Annotated in this window: 25 protein-coding genes; 13 read left to right on the plus strand and 12 right to left on the minus strand. The window is 54.1% G+C overall.

Annotation, left to right across the window (positions count from 1 at the left end; all coding sequences use genetic code 11):
* The first annotated feature begins 1 nt into the window (after position 1).
* From ACQYWX_RS02700 to ACQYWX_RS02735, 8 genes are all read left to right on the plus strand, one after another.
* Positions 2 to 610 (plus strand): chemotaxis protein CheC, encoded by a 609-nt coding sequence (locus ACQYWX_RS02700; RefSeq protein WP_431687803.1) that lies wholly within the window; start codon positions 2 to 4, stop codon positions 608 to 610.
* Between the two features lie 61 nt (positions 611 to 671).
* The gene (locus tag ACQYWX_RS02705; RefSeq protein ID WP_431687804.1) at positions 672 to 1,967 is read left to right on the plus strand and encodes an ATP-binding protein; all 1,296 of its coding nucleotides are present in this window, start codon (positions 672 to 674) and stop codon (positions 1,965 to 1,967) included.
* A 357-nt stretch (positions 1,968 to 2,324) separates the two neighbouring features.
* Positions 2,325 to 3,023 (plus strand): zinc metallopeptidase, encoded by a 699-nt coding sequence (locus ACQYWX_RS02710; protein ID WP_216738809.1) that lies wholly within the window; start codon positions 2,325 to 2,327, stop codon positions 3,021 to 3,023.
* Positions 3,024 to 3,189: 166 nt separating this feature from the next.
* Positions 3,190 to 4,053, plus strand: coding sequence for a hypothetical protein (locus tag ACQYWX_RS02715; protein ID WP_431687805.1), 864 nt, complete (start codon positions 3,190 to 3,192; stop codon positions 4,051 to 4,053).
* The gene (locus ACQYWX_RS02720; protein ID WP_431687806.1) at positions 4,040 to 4,933 is read left to right on the plus strand and encodes a hypothetical protein; all 894 of its coding nucleotides are present in this window, start codon (positions 4,040 to 4,042) and stop codon (positions 4,931 to 4,933) included. The genes ACQYWX_RS02715 and ACQYWX_RS02720 overlap by 14 nt, the downstream gene beginning before the upstream one ends.
* Positions 4,920 to 5,399: a hypothetical protein gene (locus tag ACQYWX_RS02725; protein WP_431687807.1), complete on the plus strand. Its 480-nt coding sequence runs from the start codon at positions 4,920 to 4,922 to the stop codon at positions 5,397 to 5,399. The genes ACQYWX_RS02720 and ACQYWX_RS02725 overlap by 14 nt, the downstream gene beginning before the upstream one ends.
* A gap of 119 nt (positions 5,400 to 5,518) precedes the next feature.
* Positions 5,519 to 6,160, plus strand: coding sequence for a tetratricopeptide repeat protein (locus tag ACQYWX_RS02730; RefSeq protein WP_431687808.1), 642 nt, complete (start codon positions 5,519 to 5,521; stop codon positions 6,158 to 6,160).
* Positions 6,161 to 6,297: 137 nt separating this feature from the next.
* On the plus strand, positions 6,298 to 7,317 hold the full coding sequence (locus tag ACQYWX_RS02735) for a hypothetical protein (protein WP_431687809.1): 1,020 nt from the start codon (positions 6,298 to 6,300) through the stop codon (positions 7,315 to 7,317).
* Between the two features lie 15 nt (positions 7,318 to 7,332).
* Here the strand turns inward: ACQYWX_RS02735 and ACQYWX_RS02740 are convergent, their stop codons facing one another.
* Complete coding sequence (locus ACQYWX_RS02740) at positions 7,333 to 8,166, minus strand: peptidoglycan-binding protein (RefSeq protein WP_431687810.1); 834 nt, start codon at positions 8,164 to 8,166, stop codon at positions 7,333 to 7,335.
* Between the two features lie 372 nt (positions 8,167 to 8,538).
* Here ACQYWX_RS02740 and ACQYWX_RS02745 point away from each other — a divergent pair, with 372 nt between their 5' ends.
* The 3 genes from ACQYWX_RS02745 (at position 8,539) to ACQYWX_RS02755 (ending at position 10,471) form a co-directional block, all read left to right on the plus strand.
* Complete coding sequence (locus ACQYWX_RS02745; protein WP_127968264.1) at positions 8,539 to 8,832, plus strand: hypothetical protein; 294 nt, start codon at positions 8,539 to 8,541, stop codon at positions 8,830 to 8,832.
* Positions 8,833 to 8,917: 85 nt separating this feature from the next.
* Positions 8,918 to 9,331, plus strand: coding sequence for a hypothetical protein (locus ACQYWX_RS02750; protein WP_431687811.1), 414 nt, complete (start codon positions 8,918 to 8,920; stop codon positions 9,329 to 9,331).
* A gap of 108 nt (positions 9,332 to 9,439) precedes the next feature.
* Complete coding sequence (locus tag ACQYWX_RS02755) at positions 9,440 to 10,471, plus strand: phosphoribosyltransferase family protein (RefSeq protein WP_253938552.1); 1,032 nt, start codon at positions 9,440 to 9,442, stop codon at positions 10,469 to 10,471.
* Positions 10,472 to 10,489: 18 nt separating this feature from the next.
* Here the strand turns inward: ACQYWX_RS02755 and ACQYWX_RS02760 are convergent, their stop codons facing one another.
* The 6 genes from ACQYWX_RS02760 to ACQYWX_RS02785 form a co-directional block, all read right to left on the minus strand.
* Positions 10,490 to 11,023, minus strand: a complete 534-nt coding sequence (locus ACQYWX_RS02760; protein ID WP_216738804.1) for a MauE/DoxX family redox-associated membrane protein — start codon at positions 11,021 to 11,023, stop codon at positions 10,490 to 10,492.
* A 25-nt stretch (positions 11,024 to 11,048) separates the two neighbouring features.
* The gene (locus tag ACQYWX_RS02765; protein ID WP_216738803.1) at positions 11,049 to 11,525 is read right to left on the minus strand and encodes an MgtC/SapB family protein; all 477 of its coding nucleotides are present in this window, start codon (positions 11,523 to 11,525) and stop codon (positions 11,049 to 11,051) included.
* An 8-nt stretch (positions 11,526 to 11,533) separates the two neighbouring features.
* Positions 11,534 to 12,043, minus strand: coding sequence for a hypothetical protein (locus ACQYWX_RS02770; RefSeq protein WP_216738802.1), 510 nt, complete (start codon positions 12,041 to 12,043; stop codon positions 11,534 to 11,536).
* Between the two features lie 561 nt (positions 12,044 to 12,604).
* Positions 12,605 to 13,600, minus strand: a complete 996-nt coding sequence (locus ACQYWX_RS02775) for a cytochrome d ubiquinol oxidase subunit II (protein WP_216738801.1) — start codon at positions 13,598 to 13,600, stop codon at positions 12,605 to 12,607.
* Between the two features lie 10 nt (positions 13,601 to 13,610).
* Entirely contained in the window at positions 13,611 to 14,972 is a 1,362-nt protein-coding gene (locus ACQYWX_RS02780) for a cytochrome ubiquinol oxidase subunit I (RefSeq protein WP_216738800.1), read from the minus strand.
* Entirely contained in the window at positions 14,965 to 15,123 is a 159-nt protein-coding gene (locus tag ACQYWX_RS02785) for a hypothetical protein (RefSeq protein ID WP_164887189.1), read from the minus strand. The genes ACQYWX_RS02780 and ACQYWX_RS02785 overlap by 8 nt, the downstream gene beginning before the upstream one ends.
* Before the next feature lie 268 nt (positions 15,124 to 15,391).
* Here ACQYWX_RS02785 and ACQYWX_RS02790 point away from each other — a divergent pair, with 268 nt between their 5' ends.
* Both ACQYWX_RS02790 and ACQYWX_RS02795 read left to right on the plus strand, forming a co-directional pair.
* Positions 15,392 to 17,260 (plus strand): sensor histidine kinase, encoded by a 1,869-nt coding sequence (locus ACQYWX_RS02790; protein ID WP_216738799.1) that lies wholly within the window; start codon positions 15,392 to 15,394, stop codon positions 17,258 to 17,260.
* Positions 17,257 to 18,618 (plus strand): sigma-54-dependent transcriptional regulator, encoded by a 1,362-nt coding sequence (locus tag ACQYWX_RS02795; RefSeq protein ID WP_216738798.1) that lies wholly within the window; start codon positions 17,257 to 17,259, stop codon positions 18,616 to 18,618. Before ACQYWX_RS02790 ends, ACQYWX_RS02795 begins: the two co-directional genes overlap by 4 nt.
* A 38-nt stretch (positions 18,619 to 18,656) precedes the next feature.
* Here the strand turns inward: ACQYWX_RS02795 and ACQYWX_RS02800 are convergent, their stop codons facing one another.
* From ACQYWX_RS02800 to oppB, 5 genes are all read right to left on the minus strand, one after another.
* Positions 18,657 to 19,373, minus strand: a complete 717-nt coding sequence (locus ACQYWX_RS02800; protein WP_216738797.1) for a hypothetical protein — start codon at positions 19,371 to 19,373, stop codon at positions 18,657 to 18,659.
* 291 nt (positions 19,374 to 19,664) lie between these two features.
* On the minus strand, positions 19,665 to 20,708 hold the full coding sequence (locus ACQYWX_RS02805) for an ABC transporter ATP-binding protein (RefSeq protein ID WP_216738796.1): 1,044 nt from the start codon (positions 20,706 to 20,708) through the stop codon (positions 19,665 to 19,667).
* Positions 20,705 to 21,673: an ABC transporter ATP-binding protein gene (locus ACQYWX_RS02810; protein WP_216738795.1), complete on the minus strand. Its 969-nt coding sequence runs from the start codon at positions 21,671 to 21,673 to the stop codon at positions 20,705 to 20,707. The genes ACQYWX_RS02805 and ACQYWX_RS02810 overlap by 4 nt, the downstream gene beginning before the upstream one ends.
* 17 nt (positions 21,674 to 21,690) lie before the next feature.
* Positions 21,691 to 22,596 carry an oligopeptide ABC transporter permease OppC gene (gene oppC, locus ACQYWX_RS02815; RefSeq protein WP_216738794.1) on the minus strand — a complete coding sequence of 302 codons (906 nt, stop codon included), beginning with the start codon at positions 22,594 to 22,596 and terminating at the stop codon, positions 21,691 to 21,693.
* A gap of 36 nt (positions 22,597 to 22,632) precedes the next feature.
* Entirely contained in the window at positions 22,633 to 23,559 is a 927-nt protein-coding gene (gene oppB, locus ACQYWX_RS02820; protein ID WP_216738793.1) for an oligopeptide ABC transporter permease OppB, read from the minus strand.
* Positions 23,560 to 23,603 lie beyond the last annotated feature (44 nt).

Here is a 23,603-nt window from a genome sequence, read left to right on the forward strand (position 1 = left end):
GATGTTTACTCGAGACCAGTTAGACGCGCTGCAGGAAATATTCAATATCGCCATGGGGCAGGGCGCTAACAGGCTTGCTCGCCTGATTGAAACCTTTGTAGTCCTGTCCGCGCCGAAGCTCTACTCCCTCAAATCTCAGGCCGATCCGGAACTGAGCAAGCGACTTGGCGATACGCCCATCATTGCCACCCGACAGTCGTTTGTGGGGCCATTGCGGGGCGAAGTGGTGATATTTTTCGGCATGAACGGCGCCAATGAGCTGGCCGAATTAATGGGATACTCTCAGGACAGCGGCGATGCTCAAAGAATTAAGGAAGAGCTGATTCTCGACGTTACCAATATTCTGGTGGGCGCCTGTATTACCGGCCTGAGCCAGCAGCTGAATTTCACTAAATCGTCATTCTCCACCCCTGGGCTGTTGGTGGAAGGAAAAACCGTGGCGGAAGCTCTCGAAAACCAACGCCTGCCTCAGGATTCAGAAGCGCTGCTGGTGGAAATCCAGTTCAAAATTGAAGCGCACGCCTTTTTCTGTGAATTGCTGATCTGTATTGCGAATGAATCCATCGCCACTGTCGTCACCGCAGTGGATAAGTTGCTCAAAGGCGTTTGACCCATGGCGCGCGTTTGGCGAAAGACGCGCGTAAGTAAAGGACTTGCGGGAAGGAGTGGGGATGTCGTTCGAACAAAAGCTGTTGGAGAATGTGCTGCAGCAAATCAGCATGGGAATCGTCATTCTGGACCAGGATTGCCGGATCTGCTTTTGGAACGAATTCATGCAGATCAACAGCGGCGAAGCGAACGCGATCGACAAAAGCATCTTTGACGTATTTCCCGACCTGCCGCAAAGCTGGTTCAAGAAAAAAATCGACACGGTGTACACCATTCAGAACATGGCGTTCACTGACTGGAAAAAACGCCCCTACGTCTTTCGTTTCCCTACCAGCCGTCCGATGACCGGAGGGCTTGATGTAATGTACCAGAACGCCACTTTCTCCCCGCTGACAGATGAAAAAGGCGAGGTCACCGGCGTCTTGATCATGATCACGGATGTCACTGAGGTAGCGGAGCAAACCCTGCAACTGGAGCAGCTGACCGCCCGTCTGGAGCACGAAAAGCAAGAGCAGAAGAAACTCATCGTCAAGCTGGAAGAGGCGCAGAATCAACTGCTGCAGTCAGAGAAGATGGCGGCCATCGGCCAGTTGGCGGCGGGCGTGGCCCATGAGATCAACAATCCTACCGGCTACGTGTACTCCAACATGGGGTCTCTGGGACATATGGTGAATGACCTGCTGGCGGTTATAGAAGTTTATGAACAACAGTTTGAGAAGGTTGGCGACGCAGCAGTTAGGGACGCCGTCAACAAGGCGAAAGAAGAGTATGACTTCGATTATCTGAAAGAAGATCTGGTGACGCTGGTCAATGAATCCAAGGATGGCATTGAGCGAGTCAAACGCATCGTGCAGGATTTGAAAGGCTTTTCGCACGTCGGGGAATCCGACTGGCAGTTGGCGGATCTGCACAATGGTATGGACAGCACGCTCAATGTGGTTTGGAATGAGGTGAAATACAAAGCCGAAGTTCAAAAAGACTATGGCGATATTCCCCGGGTGCAATGCATCGCATCGCAGATCAATCAGGTATTCATGAACCTGATCGTCAATGCGGCGCATGCGATTGAAAAACAGGGCGTCATCAAAATCTCCACCGGTCTGCAGGGCGACATGGTGTTCATTCGAGTCTCTGACTCCGGCTCCGGCATCTCGACCGAGAATCTAAACCGCATCTTCGAACCGTTCTTCACGACCAAACCAGTGGGTAAGGGAACCGGATTAGGACTGTCCGTGTCCTACAGTATTGTGCAGAAACATCATGGGCGTATGGAGGTGACCAGCAAGCCGGGAGAAGGGACGACATTCACGATCTGGCTTCCCGTCACCCAGCCTGAAGAAGAGGCGGGAAAAGAATGAAGAAACATTCATTGAGGCCTCTGGCGGCAAGATGACGCTATGGGTAAATAAGAGGGGATTAGCCCATAATTCTCATCAAGTAGTCTTTTTTGCCTAAGCTGAATATTGCCGCTACACTCTATCCCTGTCTAAGGAATAAAAAAGTGGGTTGAAATAACTTTCTTTTGCGACGGCGCAGCGCGCCTACGCTGAACTCCTTACTAAGAAGGCGGCAGGAAGCCGGCTTGGCGAAGACAGCCCGAAACTCGTCTGGCTCGGAGGGCTCCCAGGCGAAGCAGAAACTGCTGCACGAAATGCATCGGATAACCGGTGCGGATGTAGTGAATGTAGGCTTGGTTTTTGTGAGAGCGTAATAGTATGCACCTGATAATAATAATCGCATCTGTATTAGTCGTCGTCATCGCTGGTCCGCACCTGTGGGTCCGCCATGTAAAGAAAAAGTATTCTGCTGATATCGTCGATATGCCAGGTACCGGCGGCGAGTTGGCTTCTCATCTGGTTCAACGCTTCGGACTGGATGACGTCAGAGTGGTTATGGCGCAATCCGGCGGCGACCACTACTCGACGGAAGAAAAAACCATTCGTCTGAGCCCTGAGACATTCCGTGGCAAATCCCTGACCGCCGTCGCTGTCGCCGCCCATGAAGTCGGCCACGCAATCCAATACGCTCGCGGCGAAAACATCACCAAACTGCGCGCGAAATACTCCCCGGCGGCTCAGTCCGCGGAAAAACTGGCTCTCACTATTTTCATGTTTTCCCCCGTCATTCTGGCGGTGCTGCACGTCCCGCAACTGGTGTTGCTGACCATCGCCACCGGCCTGATCGCCTTACTGGCTTCCGTGGCGGCGCAGATGGTCGTATTGCCGCTGGAATGGGACGCCAGCTTTAACAAAGCGCTGCCGATTTTGGTGGACGGCGAATACATCACTCCCCGACAGGAAGCCGCCGTGCGTCGCATACTCAGAGCGGAATCTTTCACCTACGTCGCCAACACCCTGGCGGACATGTTCCGCCTATGGCGCTGGATCGCCATATTGCGCGGGGCGACGCGCTAAACATCTTGGAGTTGGCTTCTCCAAAGGCAAAGGGATCGGGCGAATAGTCTGAATGGATTATTTATCTCACTGCCCGATTCTTTAAACTTTTCTCCCGAATTTTCCTGCCCGCTTGAAGCGGACTGCATCCCATCCTCTGGATGACAAAGCGAAGTTAAGGGAGTACATGTCCACCGTTCCGCTAACTGAATCAGCGTCAAGCTCCGTTGTCCGCTACGACTTCGCCGCGATGCCTCGCTATCTGGTCAATCTTTCCGGCATCGTTCTTAGCGTTCCTTATCCGGCCAGCAAAGCTCGTGACGGTTCTTTGGATCTATGTGGCGTCTATGACATTTATCAGGAGTGGAATTACGAGATGTGGGGCAGGCTCCCGTATATCGATCTCCTGAAGTTTGACCTTGCCTATCATTTATCCGGGGCATTAAAGAAAGCGAATGCTGTGGCGGAATTGCGTGTGCTCGCCAAGCTGGTGTGGGCGCAAGACAGTGATGGTTTGGATTTACGCGACATCGAGCAGTTAGCGGAGTGGGTGCTAACATCCGTACAGAAGGCGTTTAGGGAGAAAGATAAACAGATCGTTGCCGAACGCCTCGAAGAATTGGGGCTAGGGGGGCGGGATAGCCATAAAGATTCGGTAAAAGCCTTTGGTAAATTGATCAAGGCTGTTTATGGGAATGAGTTGGAAGGAAAAAATATTGTCGAAGACTTGCGACTTTGGCGACGTCCTCGACAACCGGAGGAACTGTTTACTTGTTTGATCAATGGCGTCCCCTGGCTGATATATGAAGCCTTTAGACCTCATGATCATGGTCATGTGGTCGCCCACGCCGCGGTGACTCCCAGCCATGTTGTCACCCTTACTTTTTATCTCGACGACAAAACACCTGACTATTTCAGTCCCAACCTGAACGTTGACGATGTCATTCCTCTCGATATCCGAAATCTGATGCGCGAAATTCGGGTCATTTACTCTCCTTACGCCAGAACGGACGCCCATATTGCGGACAGGAGGGCGGATGAAGTGGTTTAACCGCGCACGGCGAAAAGGCCCACCCCAGCAAGACGAATCCGTTCTGCGTTTAGGGTCCAGATCCAGTCTCTCGGGGCCGGATTTCAAGTCTGCGCCAGTGCATGAAATCCTGCTGTCTCGGAGCACACTAAGCTTTTCGCTGCCAGCAAGCTCGGCCTCTCGGACGACTCCGTGGGGCGAGCAGCGAAAATCATACTTTATCTCCAAGCAAGCGGATCTTTATAAAGATACTTTACTGACGAGGCTGGACGATGTTCCGGTCAGAAGGCTGTCCATTGTTTATGCCGGGTGGGGCTATTGCGATCATGAGGGCGTTGTGGGAGAGGCCCTGCTGGAGATGAAACTATGTCGGTTGCCATGCCGGAATAGCGATACTGACTTTCGTCGCGCTGAGTCGCTGAAGCGGTGGCTATTAAAAGCGTGTGAGGACGACTGGCGGGAGCTGTATGCGACTGTCTATTTACCGAAAAAATCTATGCATAAGGTGATACGCTTTGAAGCGGGCAAGGTGTATTCAGGACAGCAGCTTCAGTACCCCATAACCATGGACGATCTGATGGAAAAAGAGGCTAACGGGCTGACGTGGTTTCACTATGAGGTGCGTATTCCAGGCGCCTGTCGGCGACTTTTCTACCTGCTTCCGCTGACAAGCGAGCATCTGCTTCAGGTTTCCGTAGAGCTTTCCTCGCAAAAGGGGCCCAGCGACACCAAAGACACCAACTTTATGGAACGGGTCAAACAAAATATGGCGGAGTTTCTCGACAGCGTTTGTTACAAACCCAATAAGACAGAGTCGGGAAGATTTCCGCTTCTGCGAAAGACTGATTGGCCGGCGACAATGACCGGAACAAAGGCAGGGGGCGGCAATGAGCGACTATAAACTTGCGGATGAAGGTCGCTGGTCCCACAGGTACTACTTTGCGTCTTTTATCTCTAATCCGCTGATACCCTTGATTGCATTTTTAATGCAGGGTGTCTGGCTCAGCTGGCCCTTGTTTATTCTGGGAGGGTGGATTGCAGGGAACCCAAACTACGTCCGAGAAGTTGTCGTTATGGCTGTGGGGATTATTGGGGCCTATTTGCTAGCTGGGTTTCTGCTGCCTTGGTTTACAGTCGACGGCCCAGGGTATGAGGGTTGTTTGCTGGTGTTGTTCGCATGGAAATTGAGCGCCACTGTTTATGTTTTTATATTGCAAAATCAAGGGCGAGATAGAACGAAATACAGAGATAAGAGCGAAGAGTATGAGCCGGCGTTAATCTTTGGTTTCACTATGTTGGCGGTGAATTTGGACGTGTCTGATCACTTCACAGAGATAGGTCGTCTTGTGCTCGTGGGGATAATATGAAGCTCGATAAAAGCCTAAGTGAAGCATGGCGCAGCTATAACCATCTAGATTATGAAAAAGCTACGTGGCAGCTGAAAGATATACTGGATTCGACTCCATCGGCTGAAGGGCATGCACTTTTGGCGTTATGTCTTATTCCGCAAAACCGTATGTTGGCTGCGCGAGTGGAAGCCCAGTATGGCGTGGCGGAAGATCGTCGCAGCGCATTCTGCCAATACGCCGCGGCGGTCGTTTCTGAAGCGAACAAACGCTATGACGCGGCTCGCAGGCATATTGAGTTGGCTCTGGAATTAGAGCCTCAAACTACCGCCTATCAAATCGCTTCACTTCGGTTGAATCGACTGCAGCAGGGATTAGATATCTTAGCGCCGTTGAAGTTGCTTTTATCTGAGCACCCAAATGATTTTGCTGTTATTTACGCCCTGGCGGAGTGTTATTGCGACAGCTCAGAATGGGAGCAAGCGTATCTCTATGCCGAGCGCGCTTTACGTCTGGAGGCGACTAATCAGCGGGCGTTGATGTTGATGGCGCGAGTTTGCATTCAGTTGAATAAGTATGACGAAGCGCGAGGCCATATATTCTGGATTCTTGGAGCGAATAAAGGTAATGCCGAGGCTATAGAACTGCTAAGCCGGATTGAGACCAGAGATAAGCCGGCCTGGCGAGGTTTCAGGATGTTTTACAAGAAACTGCAATACCATGGTTTCGACGCGCTGGTGCTGGCGTATAGCGTTCTGATTTTTTTCGGGGTCGCCTTTTGACTAACTTTCCCTGAGTTCTCTGGCGTAAGTGAGAGTCAATCTACTGATAAACTTCCTTTTGTCATTGCGGTTGGAGGTTTGGTGGCGCCGCTCGTATTTTACGGCGCTATGGGTCATTTCTGTAAGTGGAAAGAAAGATGTTGGATAGAGAAGCTGACTCCTTTGATTTAATAAACGCAACACCGGGCTTTTATCTCATCCATCAGACGAAAGAGGCCCGCACTGCAGGTGAGCCGGCGGAGCGAGTGCGCTGCTCTTCTGTTGTAATCAATGGCATGAACCTGGGTATGGACATGGTTATCAGCCAACAGCTGTCATGGATCGGCGCCCCTTTTAATTGGAGAGCCAAAGGCGAGGACGTCATAGGCCCTGACTATGAGTTGTTTTACCTGCCGCCTTTTTTGTATGCGAAGTCGGAAGGAAAGCTCAAAACATCTCGGGAAGCCTTTATTGAAAAGGCGTCAGCACTGCTTGCCGATGCAATTATTGCAGCGCAAGAAAACGGGCAGGAGATTGAATGGACCCTGCATGGCGATGGCGCCCGGCTGTTTTTTGAAGCGCTACAACGGATTGACGGAATTGTGTTGGATAAACAGTATGTGCGGTTTGTCGCGCCGACTCAGGATCTAAGGACACTGCTTCCACTGATGCGCGGTCTGGGATTGAAGCTGTTTGGAGAAGTGCTCAGTTATCACAAATATGACTTTTTCTCTGTTGGCAATCGCCTGTTCCATCGGAGAAAGATTTTAAGGGAGATCGCGGCTTTTGGTGCGGAATACGAAGGGGCGGCTTTTTGTTTGGGACTTAAATCCGTGCATGAGCGGAAGATGGTCGTGAATCTGTTGACTTTCCTTGTAGTCGCCTTGCTTTTTTTCGTTGGGTATACGCGGTATTCCGGAGACCTCAGCAGTTGGATAATCATGGGTATCGGTATGTTTATGGGCTTTCATGGTTTATTGATCTTGTCCGAAATTAATACTCTGGCGAAAGCCATTTTCGCAAGACCTATCCCGAACCCGAGCCTTAACCCTCACTTTTCCCTGAGTGAGTACTTTAGCATTCGTTGCTCTGACGAAATCAGCGGCCCATTTAAAGAGTGGCGTAGTATCTTTCGCGCCCGCGCCGCACTGAAAAAGCAAATACGCGCGGCGGCTTAAGGCGATTTTCACTCGTCATCCGCGGCGGTTCACCTCTCCACTAGCCAGATACTCCCGCGCTATTTCCGCTATTTCATGGGCGCGGTCGCGTCCGTTGATGCAGCGGCGGGCGTTGAGGAAGTCTTTCTTGTTCTCGTTGATGTAGTCCGAGATTTTGTGACCGGTGAAGGCGCCGGTCATGAAGCCGTGAGTTAGCACAAACAGGGCGATTTCCGGCTGCATGGCGAGGTCAGGTTCCTGCACTAGTGGTGCGCCCAGGAGCTGCTGATATTTGCGGTAATTATTCTCCCAGGTGAGTTGCACATAGCCGCGGCCGTAATAGGGGTAATAGCGCAGGTTGTGTTTGCGCCATTCCTCGCTTAACCAGAAAGCTTCCTTGACCGGTTCGAAGGTTTGAGCCGTTTCCCATTGCACGGTCGCCAGCACGTAGGCGATTTGTTGCGGCAGTCCTATGCCTTGCTTTTGACATTCGTCGCAGATGGCCTGCTTGACCTGATCCATGCTGGAGAAGTCATAGTGTGCGGACTCGTAGCACTGCGTGGCGCGTCGGATCAATTCCGCCAGGGATTGAGGGCCCACCAGCGTTGGATTGCCTGGAAACACGTCAATTTTGAATTCAGCCCAGGCGCTGCGGGTTTTCGGTCCGTACAGGCCGTCAATGTCGCCCACCGGATAACCCAGGCGATGCAGCGCGATCTGCAATTCACGCAGTTGCTCCGCACTAAGGGTTTCCAATGGCCTTGCAAAGGCGATTTCTGTCAGTTCCTGGAATCTGGAAGATCGTTCGGCGGCGGGCGCCTCGCGAACGACGGAAGGAATGTTGCGTGTGTCGTGTAAGGTGTCGACCATAATCCCACCCCCGATATAGATGCGTTTTAAGAGCAACCGGAAGTTTCCACCGCGCCTCCCTGGACTGGTCCGGAAAAGACTCGGGATAGATTTAAGCTTGGTCCAAGTTTGACGCAGAGGCAATTCTCTTTCGCTGTAATAGAACGTTACACGCTACCGGTTTTGCAAAATATGCAATTTTGCGCAAAAGCGTTGCAAAAATTACGTTGAGAGAAACCTGTGATTTCTCGTGTCCCCCATATGATATTCATGAATCTCCAGTCCTTCGGCGCGATTGCCGTGGTCTCGACATGGCGGCATGATTATTGCCGTTTCCCTGTTGCAGACAGGCGAGCGTAAGGCGACGCCTGCTAATCAACAAGGAGACCGAAAATGAGTGTCAGAGAAGAAGCATTTGTTCGCGATAGAACTGAAAACCCAGATTACACCAACCTGAAAAGAGATCTGGACGCTCTGCGTAAAGATATCGCCAAGCTGTCCGCCGGCGTCTACAACGACACCAAATCTCGCGCAGGAGAAGCCATTGACGCGGTCAGTGAAAAGTCCAACAAAGCGGTGCACGTGGCGGAAGAAAAGATCGGCGAACGTCCGTTTCTGAGTCTGCTGATGAGCTTTGTATTGGGATTGGTGATGGCGAAGGTGCTGGATTCAAGAAAGCACTCCTGATGCGCCAAAGAGCCCCGCTCACGTTTAATGCGCATAAAGAGGCCGCTGTGGCGGCCTTGTTTATTCCGGCCCGGAGGAAATGACCATGAAAGAAGCAGTGCGATGGCTATTGTTCTATGTGCTGACGGCAATGGGAATATGGTTGTTGGCGCTGGCGTTGATTCTTGGGGGCCTGGCTCTACAGTTTAAGGCGTTGGTCATGGTGCTGCAGCCCATGCTGGGAGCCGCGGCGGCCTATTCCCTGACAGGGCTGGCCTGCTTTGTTTTACTGGCGACGCCATGCCTGTTGATGTGGATTGGATTGCGCAGAAAAGCGCAACGGCCAGCCCCTGCGGCAAGCGCGGAAGCCCATGACCCTTATGCCAGCGCCGCTGTTTTAGTCAAAAAATACCCTCTGGAGTCGGTGGCGATCGCCTTTGCCGCCGGTTTCTCCGCCAATGATCGGGAGCAGTTGCAGAGCCTGCTGGCTACTGTCGCCAAGAATGCTGAGGAAATTTGATGTTTCCTTGTGCAGACCTGGGTTGAGCGCGTTACAGTTATTATCAGGAGCGGTATGGTCGCTCCCGATATTTACTTTCTCAATTCATCGTCTTGCAGGGGGATAATCATGGACCTCCCGATCAAAAACCGCGTCTCCGCCGGCCGGATGCTGGCGCAAGCGCTTGATGCCTATCGTTCCCGCAACAATCTTCTTATTTTGGCTTTACCCAGAGGCGGCGTTCCGGTCGCCAATGAAATCGCTGTGGCGTTCTCGGCTCCGCTGGATCTGCTATTGGTGCGCAAACTCGGCGCGCCCCGATATCCAGAACTGGCTATGGGGGCAATCGCCAGCGGCGGTGCGATCGTTATGAATGAAGATGTTGTTAACGTTCATCAAATCAGTGAAGAGGAAATCGCCAGCGTTAGGAAGAGAGAAGAGAAGGAGCTGCGCCGACGAGAACAGACCTATCGCGGCGATAAGCCTGCGCCAGAGATTCGAGGCTGCTGTGTGATTGTGGTGGATGACGGAATGGCTACTGGCGCCACGATGAAAGCCGGCGTCGCTGCGTTACGACAAATGCAGCCGGAGGCGATTGTGGCGGCTATCCCTGTCGCGCCCAGCGAAACGGTAACGGAGTTACAGGGGATGGTCGATGAGGTGGTGTGTCTGGCGACGCCGGAGCCCTTTTACGCCATTGGCGGTTGTTACACGGACTTTGGCCAGACCTCAGATAACGAGGTCATTGATATTTTAAAGGCGGCCTGGGCGCAAGAGTCGAAAAGCTCAGACGAGGAGCCTCATACTTTGGAGAAGACAGACTGGTCTGAATACTGTCGGCAATTCAGCCATGAGCATCATGGCTGGTTAGTCTCTTTTCGAGAAGAAACGCCTGCGCCTGTGGAGGCGCGGCGTAACAAGGAAATGAAGTTTCAGAACCTGCCTTTGGAGAGCCTGGATTATGACGCGCGGGACGATGTCTTTCAGCTCAGCGTGCTCGACACCGGCAAACCTCATGAAATCTCCATTTTTTGTCCCAAGCGTCTGGCTGAATCGCCTCATGGCGCCAGTAGCGCATCGCTACAGATTGATACCGACGAAGGCGGCAGTATCCTGCTGGGCTTCAGCGAAACCTACGCGATCGCCAAAGCGCGGGCGTAGCGCCTGGCGCGGCGGCGTTTATATGACGCCGCTGCGCATCAGGATGAGCATTAGCGCCATCGCCGCCATGCCCAGATCTTCCGTTAACGTCACCGTGCTCAGGGGAACGTCCAGTACGGTGCCCATGCAGGGGCAATTGATGTCCAGCCCCTTACGCAAAGCGGAGAGTACGCCGGCTGCCCCAAAGGACAGTACAATAATCGTCAGAGCATAGGTGAGATAAGGCGCAGCGAAGGATAAGTAGGCCAGGCCCAGTCCCAGCTCTATAAAAGGATAAATGTACGCGTAGCCGCGAAACCGTCTGGCCAGCAGGTCGTACATTTCAAAGCCGTTGGCGAAGGAGCCGGGGTGAAACAGCTTGAGCATGGCGAAAATGCACAGGAAGAATCCCATGAAGTAGTGCATCCAGACCATTGCGGTGAAAGGTCCGGGTAAGGACGCCGCTAACGCGGCGAGAGCGGAGACGGCGAGTAAAGCGAATAGGGGGCGATAGTCGGAAAGGTGCGCGCCTCGCTCTTCTTCACGCACCTGAAAGCCGGGTTTGCTGTTCATAGTATCCTCCTTGCGGGTTTGGGCGTCAGCGTTTGTCGCCGTTATCCGTCCAGCGGTTGCTGATACATCCCAGGGTTCTCAAGACAATCAATACGATAATGGTGAGTCCGACCGCCAGCACATACTGCTCCAGTGCGGCTGCGACGCCCAGCGCGCTGGCCATCAGCAATGTCGCTGCGGTGGTGAGTCCGGTGACGCCGTCTTCGCTACGGAAGATAGTGCCGGCGCCGAGAAAACTGATGCCCGTGGCGATGGCGACGATCACCCGGGTCGGATCGGCATTGATGGTGGAAGTGAGGTTGGCGTCGATAGACGACGTCAGCAGGGTCGCCAAATCCGTAAACAGCGCTGCGGTAGCGGCCACCAGCATGTGGGTGCGAAACCCGGCGGGTCGCTTTTTCATTTCCCGCTCAAAGCCGATGGCGCCACCCAGGACAAGGGCGATGCAGACATGCATCAGCACCCACAACTGCCCTTGATATTCGGTAATAAAGCTTTCCATATCTGGAATTAGAAGTTGTAGCCCATACCGACACTATAGACGAATACGCCGTCGCTGAAGCGGTTATCCGCCTCGTCCGCATCTTCAAACAAGAACTGGTATTCCACCTGACCGACCACAAAGGTGTTGTCCGCCACATAATATTTCAGGCCGGCTTCGGGGGCGGCGATGAAGCTCTCATCCACCGATTCGCCGTAAATGTAGCCGAGGTTGGCTCCCAGATAAGGTCTCAGATTGTCGCGGCCCAGATGGTAGTCGTAAAAAACGCGGGTGGAGCCGTTCCAAACGCTCTCTTCTCCTTCGTTATCAGAGACGCTGACCGACTGGCGCACCCCTATTTCTGCGTCTGGAGAAAGATACTGTCCGTAAGCGCCGTCCATGGAGAAGATGTTGCTATCAAAGTCTTTATCGCTGGAGCCCGAGCCGGAAATCGAAAATTCCTGTGTTCCCACATCAGGGGCGGAGTAAGCGGCGACGGGGATGGCGATCAGGCTGATGGCGGTAATTAAGTGTTTCATGGCTACTTTTCCTTTTCGTTTTTAGTGACTCAATGAATGATGTTCATCGCCGCGCTAACAATTTTGCGCGGCTGCCTGATCCTAAAACGCAGAAAGTGTGCCGATTTGCTGAAGCCCTTGGGACGCGTTGGATTAGAGAGAATTAAACGTTTGACGAGTCGCGTGGAATGCGAGTGTCTAGGGGTAATTATTCCAAGAATTTGTAAGGCTTACATGGAGATAGAGCGGACTTCAGGGAATTTATCGCATCAGGAAAACATGACCAGGAAAACGTGAAAGGCAAGGCCCATCGTTTCCTGGTATATGAGGCTTAAAAGAGAGATTAGCGCCACATTAACCTGAGCAAGAGCATAGGCAGAGCGCCGCCAACCCTATAAACGACGCTTACCAACGGAGTAAATGACAACAAATGTCCGCTAATTCATTCATCACTCAACTCCCCGGGCTCTCAAGCAGATAATGCCTGTAGAGCCATACGCACTGCGCCGGCGGCGAGCGTCAGAGCGACGACTCCCGCCAGGTAAAGCAGCACGGCATTGCGAGTCTGACGCCATTTGTTCATCAGTAGCCGTCCTGAGTAGTGGTTTTACCGCTGAACACCCGATAGTTGTAGATGTTGTAAGCGATGATCACTGGCAGGAACAGCACGATTCCCACCAGGGTGAACGTGGTGCTGCGCTCGGGAGCAATAGCCTCCCAGATAGTGAGCTGTCCGGGAATGATGTAAGGAAACATGCCGGCGGCTAATCCAATGAAGGAAAGCCCGAACAACGCCATGGCCAGACCCAGAGGCTTCAAATCATTGCCTTCGCCGCTGCGCAGGGTTTGCCACAGACGGAGACCTGCATAAGCGCTCAACAATGGAACGGGCGCCAACAGAAGTCCGGTGGGCCAGGTCAGCCAGCGTTGGAACACCTGAGGCTGGGCGAGCAGCATCCAGACGCTGACCAGCGCCAGAAAGAACATGACGGCGAACAGGCTGATGATGCCCAGGCGTCTGGCAGACACTTGCAGGCGACCTGATGTCTTGCGCACCAGCCAGCAACTGCCGAGCAGGGCGTATCCGCAAACCAGGGCGATGGCGGTCATCAGCGAGAATGGCGTAAACCAGGCAATTTGCTCGGATGCATGAGGCGTGAGAGTGAATCCCTGCACCAGCGAACCGAGAACAATGCCCTGGCTTAAGGTCGCCAACGTGGACCCGAAGCTGAAACTGAAGTCCCACCAGCCGCGACTGGTATGGGATTTAAAGTAAAACTCAAACGCCACGCCGCGAAATATCAGCGCAATCAGCATCAGGATAATCGGCAGATACAGCTGCGACAGTACTGTTGCGTACGCCTTGGGAAAGCCTGCGAACAGCACCACGCCGCCGAACACCAGCCAGGTTTGATTGCTGTCCCAGAGATGAGACAGGCTCTTCATGGCGATAGCGCGGTCTTCCGCTTTGTTGAGCCAGGGCGACAGGATGCCTACGCCCAGAGAAAAGCCATCCAGCAATACATACATCAGAACGCCGATGGCGATGAGTAACAGGTATATAAGCGCAATGTCCATGGCGATTCTCCTAGTGTGCGGGGTTTAGCGTAGTGGGCAGCTCTTCATCCTGAGCTGCGCCGGAGACGTCAGCAGGACCCTGACGGATCAGCTTACGCATGAAGTACAGATAGACGCCGAACAACAGGGAGTACACTGCTACAAAAAGAATCAGCGTAGACAAGACTTGCGAGGCCGGCAGCGGCGACGTCACATCCACTGTGCGCACCAGCCCCTGCACCAGCCAGGGCTGACGACCCACCTCTACGACATACCAGCCCGCCAGAGTCGCGATGACACCCGCAGGAATCATCAGGCGGGAGAGGTTCAATAGCAGACGGTTGTCGAACAGACGACCTTTGCTGCGCGCCCACACACCCAATACTCCAAGCAGCAGCATCAGCCCGCCCAGCGCCAGCATGATGCGGAAAGAGAAAAACACGACCGCCACAGGCGGCCGGTTTTCCGGCGCCACTTGATCCAGTCCGGCGATTTCGCCGTTGATGTCATGCGTCAGAATCAGACTGGCGGCCTTGGGAATGACAATCTCGAAATCGTTCTTGGCTTCTTTTTGATTGGGCAGAGCGAACAAGCGAAATCCCGCGCCCTGTTCAGTTTCCCATACTGCTTCCATCGCCGCGACTTTTACTGGCTGGTGTTCATGCACATTGAGGCCGTGCATGTCGCCCGCCAGGATCTGCAGCGGCGCCAGAACCAGGATCGCCCACATGGCGATGGAAAAACCGCTTTTGGCGAACTCGGTATGCTGCTTCCGCAACAGGTAAATAGCGTTGACGCCGGCGAACAACAGCGATGCGGACAGGAAACTGGCCAGTAGCATATGAGTCAGGCGATAGGGAAATGAGGGATTGAAAATCACCGCCCACCAATCAGTCGGATGAAATACGCCGTCAACGATTTCATAACCCGCCGGAGTATGGAGCCAGGAGTTGGCCGCCAGAATCCAGAATGCGGATATCATGGTGCCGACGCAGACTACACAGGTCGCGATGAAATGCACTTTCGGGGAAACTTTTTTCCAGCCGAACAGCATGATGCCGAGGAAGCCCGCTTCCAGAAAGAACGCAGTGAGCACTTCATAGGTCAGTAGTGGGCTCAGTACCGGTCCGACGATTTCTGAGAAGCGGCTGAAATTGGTTCCGAATTCATAGGACAGCACGACGCCGGAGACGACGCCCATACCAAACGTAATGGCGAAGGGCTTCTGCCAGAAACGGGCCTGTTGCAGGTAGACCTGACGACCGGTTTTAAGCCAGAGCCCCTCCATCAGGGCCAGATACAGCGACAGCCCGATGGTGATGGTGGGAAAAATGATGTGATAACTAATTGTGAATGCGAACTGGATGCGTGACAGTAACGCGGGATCAGGCATTTTGCTCTCCTCCCTCGAATTGCAGGCGTGCGGTTCTGAGCGCGGTTTTGCGGGAGCGTCGATTGCGCTGCAGCACTGGGGCGAGAGTCATGCCACAAGCCAACAGGATGACAGCGGATACGGAAAGCAGATCGATTAACCAGGCGCTCATACGAATACTCCTATCTCTTATTACTTCAAACGTTCTATGACTTCACAACTTTGACTTCGCCGCGTCGGCTGAGGTGATCGTTTGTCACCCCGAAGGCGGCTGGGTACGAAATTCGCTATGCAGTAATAAGAGCAACATGCGCGCCAATCACAAAACGCGCTGAGACGCCTTGATATGCGGCAAATTTTTCCTAATTTATGGTTCTGGGTGTAAACTTCGTTTACTGTTTTTGGGGAGGCTGGCGTAAACAAAGTTTACGCTTGGGGACATGAATACGATTCAGCTTTTTTCCGTTTCCATGTGGACCACGGTGCTGTCCGCCGGGGGCGTTTCACTATGGTTATGGTCGCGACGGCGGCAAGAGCCTGCGCTAAGGGCATTGTCCGGGTTTTGTCTGTCGATGGCAATCTGGTGTTTTGGCCATATTCTGGTGCTGGAAGATCATCAGGGGATAGGAACGCTGATCCTGTTGGGCAACCCATTGATGCCTACTGCTTTCCTGCACTTCGTTCTGTTGTGGCTGGGTGATCCGCTGGAGCTGCCGCAGCAATTGCGAAGGCTGGCTCCGCTCTTCTACTTCACCGCTGTTGCGGTTGTGCTGGCCAGTTGGTTGACAGGGGGCGGTTATATCGCTCCCTGGATGCAGTTCGATGGATTTTTTCATCTGGCCTTCACGGGGTGGCTGAATCTTGCATATACCGTAGCGATTGGCGTAATCGGGCACTTACTGCTGTTAATGGCGTTTCAGCGCAGCAAGGGCAACTTGAGACGTTCCATTACCGCCATGTTCATTACCGGCGGCTGGGGATTCACCCTTTCTACCAGCTTTATCTTTCCCTCCCTGGATATCAACCTGTTCCCCTACGCCATGCTGGCCCTGCCCAGCTACGCCGTGCTGGTGGTATACAGCGTAGTGCGTTATCGCCTGGTGGAGGTGAACCGTTGGGTGAATCAGGCGGTGATCTGGCTGGCCTTGCTCGCCACCAGCATGCTGGCCATGTCGTTGATCTTGGCGCTACTGGCGCCGTTGGGGCTGGCTGAGCTGGCGCAGGCGCCGTTGAGTCAGCTGGTGGTGTACTCCGGCATTTTGCTGGCATTCGCCTGGCTGGCGTATGGGCCCGCCAAAGAATTCGCCGATCGTCTGGTGTATCCGGGCGCGGTGCTGGATAAGTCCACGCTGGACCAGTGGGTTACCCGTCTTAATGCTGTGAGAGGATGGGGGGAGTTGCGTCAGACTGCCGAACAGCTCTGGCTGAAAAAGAGCGGAGTGACCGCCAGCGTGAATATTGACGGTCGCTTCGACTCCCCGTCAGGCCCGGTGTTTGTGTGCGAGAAGCGCGATCAGTGGGATTGTCGTTTGCAAGGCTGGGAGGACATTGCTCCATCGCACCAGCGTCTGGCGGAATTTATGGCGAAACTGTTGCCGTCCGCCTGCGCTACGCTGGAGCGTTCGCTGTTGCTGGCGGAGGCGGAGCGCAAACGCCTGGAGCAGCAGCATCTGGTGGAGCTGGGCGGCCTGACGGCGGCGATTGCCCACGAACTCCGCAATCCTCTTAATATCATCACCATGGCGGCGGCGCAGACCGACCCACGTATCCGCGAGCATATTTCCAAACAAGTAGAGCGGGCGGAGCTCTTGATCAAGGACGTGCTTACCTACGCCGGACAGATTCGCCTGGACCTCAAGCCAACCAATTTATGCGCGTTAACGGCCGCCACAGTAGCGCAAATTCGGCAATTGCATGAGGTGGAGATAGAGCTGGAGTCCCCCGACGAAGTCTGGTTATCCGTTGACCCACAACGTCTGCAGCAAGTGTTGATCAACCTGCTGGATAACGCCGCCGCCTTTGTCAGGCAGACGCCTCAAGGCAAAATTTTGGTGGCGCTTGCACAGGATGAGCGTGGGGCTCTGATTGCGATTCACAACAATGGGCCGGCGGTGCCTGACGCGATGAAGCCGCGCCTGTTTCAGGCCTTTGTCAGCAAGCGAGCCGGCGGTAGCGGGCTGGGACTGGCGATCGTCCGGCGTATTGTCGACGCCCATGGCGGCGATGTCTGGCATAGCGATGAGGAGGGATGGCCGGTGAGTTTTATGATCCATCTTCCCCTTGAACATGATGAGAAGGAAACAGCATGAGCGCAGCGAAAATTTTGATAGTGGATGACGAAAGCGCCTTTTGCGAGCTGTGCGCATTATGGCTTGAGCAAGCGGGATACAAGGTCAGCAGTTGCGGCGACGCAGAGTCCGCGCGGCGTCTGTTCAATGAGCAGGATTTTGATCTGGTGTTGCAGGATCTGGCGTTGCCGCCGACTTTTTTGCCGGAAGAGGGACTGCAACTGATCGCCCTGTACGCGGATACCCCGGTGGTGGTGTTGACCGGGCATGATGAAAAGGAGCTGGCGATTAAAGCGATGCAGGCGGGCGCCTGGGACTTTATCGGTAAGCCTGTCGACCCGGATATGCTGCGGGTGGTGGTGCAACGGGCTATTGAGCGGCGACGTCTGGCGAAGGAAGTGGAGCGTCTGCGGCGGGTGGTGGGGCGTCCAACGGAGTCCGATGACTTGGGTCTGATCGGCGCCAGCGCCAGCATGGATTCTCTGCGCGAATTGATCCGGCGTATTGCGCCCACTGACGTGCCTGTCCTGATCCAGGGCCCCAGCGGCACAGGTAAAGAAGTGATCGCTCAGGCGCTGCATCGTCTCAGTCAGCGCGCGGCGGAAGCTTTTATTTCCGTTCACTGCGGCGCGATTCCAGGTGAACTGTTGGAAAGCGAGTTGTTCGGCTATAAAAAAGGCGCGTTCACCGGCGCGGATAAAGACCGTAAAGGACTGTTGTTCCTGGCGGATAAAGGCACTCTGTTTCTCGACGAAATAGGGGAGATGCCTCTGCCCATGCAGGTGAAGCTGCTGCGGGTGCTGCAGGAGGGATGTTATTACCCGGTTGGCAGTCGGGAAGTGGAGCATATTGATGTGCGTCTGGTCAGCGCCACTAACCGCAACCTGCCCAAAGCGGTTCAGGAAGGCGGCTTCCGTGACGATCTGTACTATCGCATCAAGGGCCTCACGCTGATGACGCCGCCATTGCAGGAACGACGCTCCGACATTCCGCTGCTGGTGCGACACTTTCTGCAGGGAATGGCGCGTAAGAGCGGGCGCGAATTACAAGTGGATGGAGAAACCATGCGCTGGTTCTGCGCGCAACCCTGGCCTGGCGCCGTTCGGGAACTGAAGAACACTTTGGAAAGCGCCGCCGCTATCTGCATGGGAGACGTGTTGACTATGCAAGAGGTCAACCTGATCAGCGGAACCGCCTCCGCACCGGTCGCGCAGATAAAAGGCGACACGCTGGATGAACAAGTCAGCTCACTGGAGATCCACCTGATCCAGCAGGCCCTGAGCGAACAACAAGGCAACAAAACCCGGGCCGCTGCGCAATTAGGGCTTACAAGACAGGGGTTGCTGAAGAAAATGGCGCGATATGGCGTGGGGGGATGAGCGCTGGACGTTGCGGAGGCGACGTCCAGCTCAAAGGCTTAACGGTACTTACGGTCTCTGTCTTTCAGACTGACTTTGGTTCCGAAGAAGTAATTGAAGCCCACAGAAAAGGTGTCATCTTTTCTACCATCGGCGTAGGAAAAACTGACGCTTGCTGCATTCTGAAACAACTCTGGCTGGTATTCGACGGTAATACCGTAGTTGTCTTTTGAATCCATGGCGGAAGCATCAAGCGATGTACGTACGTTTTCAGTTGCGTACCACGCTGCGCTAAGTGCAAGCCCATTGAAGCGCTCATCCGCTTCCTTAGCCTCTGAAACATAGCGAATTGCGGATAAGGTAAAGTCGCCAAGGTAGTATTGCCCAAATATACGATAATGATCCGATTCCGAGTCATCATCGACGTATGGGCTAAGCCAGCTAGGTAAGTCGAATGACGTTTTGCTGTAACTGTAGCCCAAGCCGATTTTGCCTATATTGAAATCTCGCAGAAATAAATTTCCGCCGAGACCATGGCTGTCGGAATCAATTTGGTCGTCTTTACCGTCCTGATGACTGGCGTTTGCGTTGAGGTTAGCGCCCACAAAACTATATACCGGTAGAGTGACGCTACCCCCTACTGAATAATTTTCAGAGTCTCGAGATTGGGAGTAATTGATGCCTGCTTCGAAGTTGGTGTTAGCGACGCCGCCTTCAGCAGCAAAAGTGCAAACAGGAAAAATAGCTAGAGAAATGAACTTGAATACTGCGTTCACTAAGTTAGTCCTTGTGAATAGTCAAACTGAAAAAAAGGGCGGGCATAATACCCTGCAAATGATGTAAGTGGAACACTTGTACCGCTGTCAGCGCTGTTTTAAATGAAAGGATAGTATTAGCTTTTTTGTGAAGTATTCTATGGGGCGTCAAGACAAGCCAAACTTTAAGCAACACGCAAAAAAGAGCCGGCAGTCAAACTGCGACGCCGGCGAGAGTGGAATAAACTTTTGTTGCAGGACTTGTTGGAAATTCCGCTTCCGCCTGGGTAAGTGGAAGCGGGCGCCACAAGATTAGTCGGTGATTTCCTTCCATTTCAGGCACGAGACCTGATGGTCCGCGCCGGTATGTTCAAGCACCGGGATCTTCTCCGCGCAGCGGCTTTCTGCGTAGTTGCAGCGCGTGCGAAAGACGCAGCCGCTGGGCGGGTTGATCGGGGAGGGCAGGTCGCCCTTCAAAACGATCTGTTCTTTCTGGCGCTCGATATCCGGGTCCGGAATCGGCACCGCGGAAATCAGAGCCTTGGTGTAAGGGTGCTTGGGCTCCCGATAGATCGACTCTTTGTCCGCAAGCTCCATCACCTTGCCCAGATACAACACCATCACCCGATGGCTCACGTGGCGAACCACCGACAGGTCGTGGCTGATAAACAGCAGCGACATGCCGAATTCTTTTTGCAGTTCCGTCAGCAGGTTGATGATCTGCGCCTGGATGGAGACGTCCAGCGCCGAAACCGGCTCATCGCAGACAATCAGCTTGGGCTGCAGAATCATCGCCCGGGCAATGCCGATACGCTGACATTGGCCGCCGGAAAACTCGTGCGGATAGCGGTTGATCATCTGCGGCAGCAGACCCACTTTGTCCATCATGGCTTTGACTTTGTCGCGACGCTGCTGCTTGCTGAGTTCTGGATAGAACGTCATCAGCGGCTCAGCGATGATATCGCCGATAGTGCGGCGCGGGTTAAGGCTGGCCAGTGGGTCCTGGAAGATAATCTGCATGGACTTGCGGTGAGGACGCATGGTTTTACTGTCCAGTCCCGCGATGTCCTGTCCCAGCCAGACGACCTTGCCGTCTGTTGGCGAAATTAACTGCAATACGGCCCGCCCCAGTGTGGACTTGCCGCAGCCGGATTCGCCCACAATGCCCAGTGTTTCCCCTTCGCGCACTTCAAAGGAGACGCCGTCGACGGCTTTTACAAAGCGGTCGTTTTTCTTGAAAAAGCCGTCACTGCCGAGAGGGAAGTGCACTTTCAGATCGTTGACGGTCAGTATGGTCTTGCCTGTGGGAATGGCGCTATTTCCCGCGCTTTGTTCAATTGCGTTGGCTTGGGTCATGAATGAGTCTCCAGAAGGCAGGCGCTCAAGCGATTCTCGCCGACTTTACGCAACGGCGGATCATCCAGCTTGCAGCGGTCTTGGGCGTACGGACAGCGGGGATGAAAAGAACATCCCTGAGGCAGGTTCTGCAGGTTGGGCGGCTGCCCGGGAATCGCCTGCAGAGAGCTGTGTCCGGCGCCGTCCAGACGCGGCATGGAGGCCAGCAGTCCCATGGTGTACGGGTGCTTGGGATTGTAGAAAATCTCCCGTACGGTGCCTGACTCCACAATCCGACCGCCATACATCACCAGCACGCGATCGCAAAGCCCCGCCACGACGCCCAGATCGTGCGTGATCATGATGATCGCGGTATTCATTTCTCGCTTCAGCTCCGCCATGAGCTTGAGAATCTGCGCCTGAATGGTCACGTCCAAAGCTGTGGTGGGCTCGTCGGCGATCAGCAGGTCCGGCTGACACAGCAGGGCCATGGCGATCATCACACGCTGACGCATGCCGCCGGAGAACTCATGGGGATACATATCGAAGCGCTTGGCGGGTTCGGGAATACCGACTTTGCTGAGCATCTCAATACAACGGGCGCGCGCTTCCTGCATTGAGACGCCAGTGTGCTCCACCAGTACTTCCGTCAATTGTTTGGAAACTTTCAGGAATGGGTTCAGCGATGTCATTGGGTCCTGAAAAATCAGTGACATATCGCTGCCGCGCACTTTGTTCAGCTTTTCTTTCGACAGGCCGAGAATTTCCTCTCCCTTGAAAAGCACGCTGCCGGTGGACTTACCATTATCCGCCAGCAGTCCCATGATTGACATGAACACCTGGGTTTTGCCGGAACCGGATTCTCCCACGATGCCCAGACTTTCCCCGGGAAACAACTGAAAGCTCACGTCGTTAACCGCATTCACCTTCCCATCCGGGGTGTTGAACTTGGTTTCCAGGTGGCTTACTTCCAATAAGGGTTGCATGATGAAAATCTCCGCCGTTATCTGTCTTTGGGATCGAGCGCGTCACGCAGCCCGTCGCCGATGAAGTTGAAGCAAAACAGGGTGGTGGCCAGGAAAATAGCCGGGTAAATCAGCATCCAGGGAGCCATTTCCATCAGCTTGGCGCCTTCGGAAATCAGCACGCCCCAGCTGGTCAGCGGCTCCTGCACCCCTAAGCCCAGGAACGACAGGAAACTCTCGGTCAGAATGACCTGGGGCACTGTCAGAGTGACGTAAACGATCACCGGGCCCAGAACATTCGGAATGATATGACGGAAGATAATTTTCAGGTTGCTGACGCCGCCTGCATGCGCCGCTTCCACGTATTCCTTGCGCTTGATGGACAGCGTCTGACCGCGCACGATACGCGCCATGGTCAGCCACTCCACCGCCCCCAGGGCGACGAAGATAAGGAATATATTGCGGCCGAACACCACCATCAACAGGATGACGAAGAACATGAACGGCAGGGAGTACATGATGTCGACGAAGCGCATCATAAAGTTGTCCACCTTGCCGCCGAAGTAGCCGGAAATAGCGCCATAGGTGACGCCGATAATCAGACTCACGCCGGTGGCGAGAATGCCTACCATCAAAGACACGCGAGCGCCGTAGAGAACGCGGATAAACAGGTCGCGCCCGCTGCTGTCGGTGCCGAACCAGTGCGCGTTGGCGTAATCCGGAGCGGCCTGAATGCGGTCCCAATAGATTTCATCGAGTGGGTGCGGGCTCAGGAAAGGCGCGAAAATGGCCATGAGCGCGATGATGGCGAGAATCGCCATGGACACCACCGCCGCCTTGTTCTGGAACAAACGGCGTCTGGCGTCCTGCCACAAACTGCGCCCTTCGATGGTGTTTTCCGCATCGGGCATCATGGCGGCGAGCTTACTTTTTTGACTGTACATTGCTTGATCCTGGGATTGATTCATCTGCGCCTCCCATCAGTCGTGAAGACGGACTTTAGGGTCGAGCAGGCCGTACAGCATGTCGACAATGAGGTTCAGAACGATAATGAGCACGCCGTAGAAAATGACGGTTCCCATTACCAGGGGGTAGTCCCGGTTAAGGGCGCCTTGGATGAAGTAACGACCGATGCCGGGAATATCGAAAATCGTTTCGATAACGACTGAGCCGGTGATAACGGCGGCGGTGGCGGGACCAAGGTAAGAAACGACGGGCAACATGGCGCCTTTCAGAGCATGACGCAGCAGCACCAGACGCTCGCGCAGACCTTTGGCGCGGGCGGTGCGAATATAGTTGGAATGCAGGACTTCAATCATGCTGCCGCGGGTCAGTCGCGCAATATAAGCGATCTGCGGCAACGCCAGGGCGAGCACTGGCAGAATTTTGTATTGGAATGAGCCGTCGCCCCAGCCCGCCACCGGCAGCCAGGATAGATATACGCCGAAAATCAGAGTGAGCACCGGCGCCATGACGAAGTTGGGGATGGCGATGCCGGTCATGGCCATGGTCATCACGGAGTAATCGGCTGCGCTGTTTTTGCGCAAGGCGGCCATCGCTCCAAATAAAGTGCCGAATATGACCGCGAGGAAAATCGCCATACCGCCTATCTGTAAGCTTGCCGGGAAACCTCCCATGAGCAGGTCGGTGACGCTGAAGTCGCGGAATTTGTATGACGGCCCGAAATCGCCCACCAGGATCTTGCCGAGGTAGATGAAGTATTGCTCCACCAAGGGTTTGTCCATGTCGTAGGCTTTCATAATGTTCGCTTCGATTTCCGGAGGCAGCGAACGTTCTTTATCCCAGGGACCGCCGGGTGCGATCCGCATCATGAAAAAAGCGATAGTAATAACGATGAGCAGGGTTGGAATAGACGCCAACACCCGCCGAATGAAATAGTTCAACATAACGGTTACGCAGAATAGGCTGAGCGGAGGCCGCCCATAAGGGC

The sequence above is a fragment of the Hahella sp. NBU794 genome (assembly GCF_050749805.1).
Taxonomy (GTDB): domain Bacteria; phylum Pseudomonadota; class Gammaproteobacteria; order Pseudomonadales; family Oleiphilaceae; genus Hahella.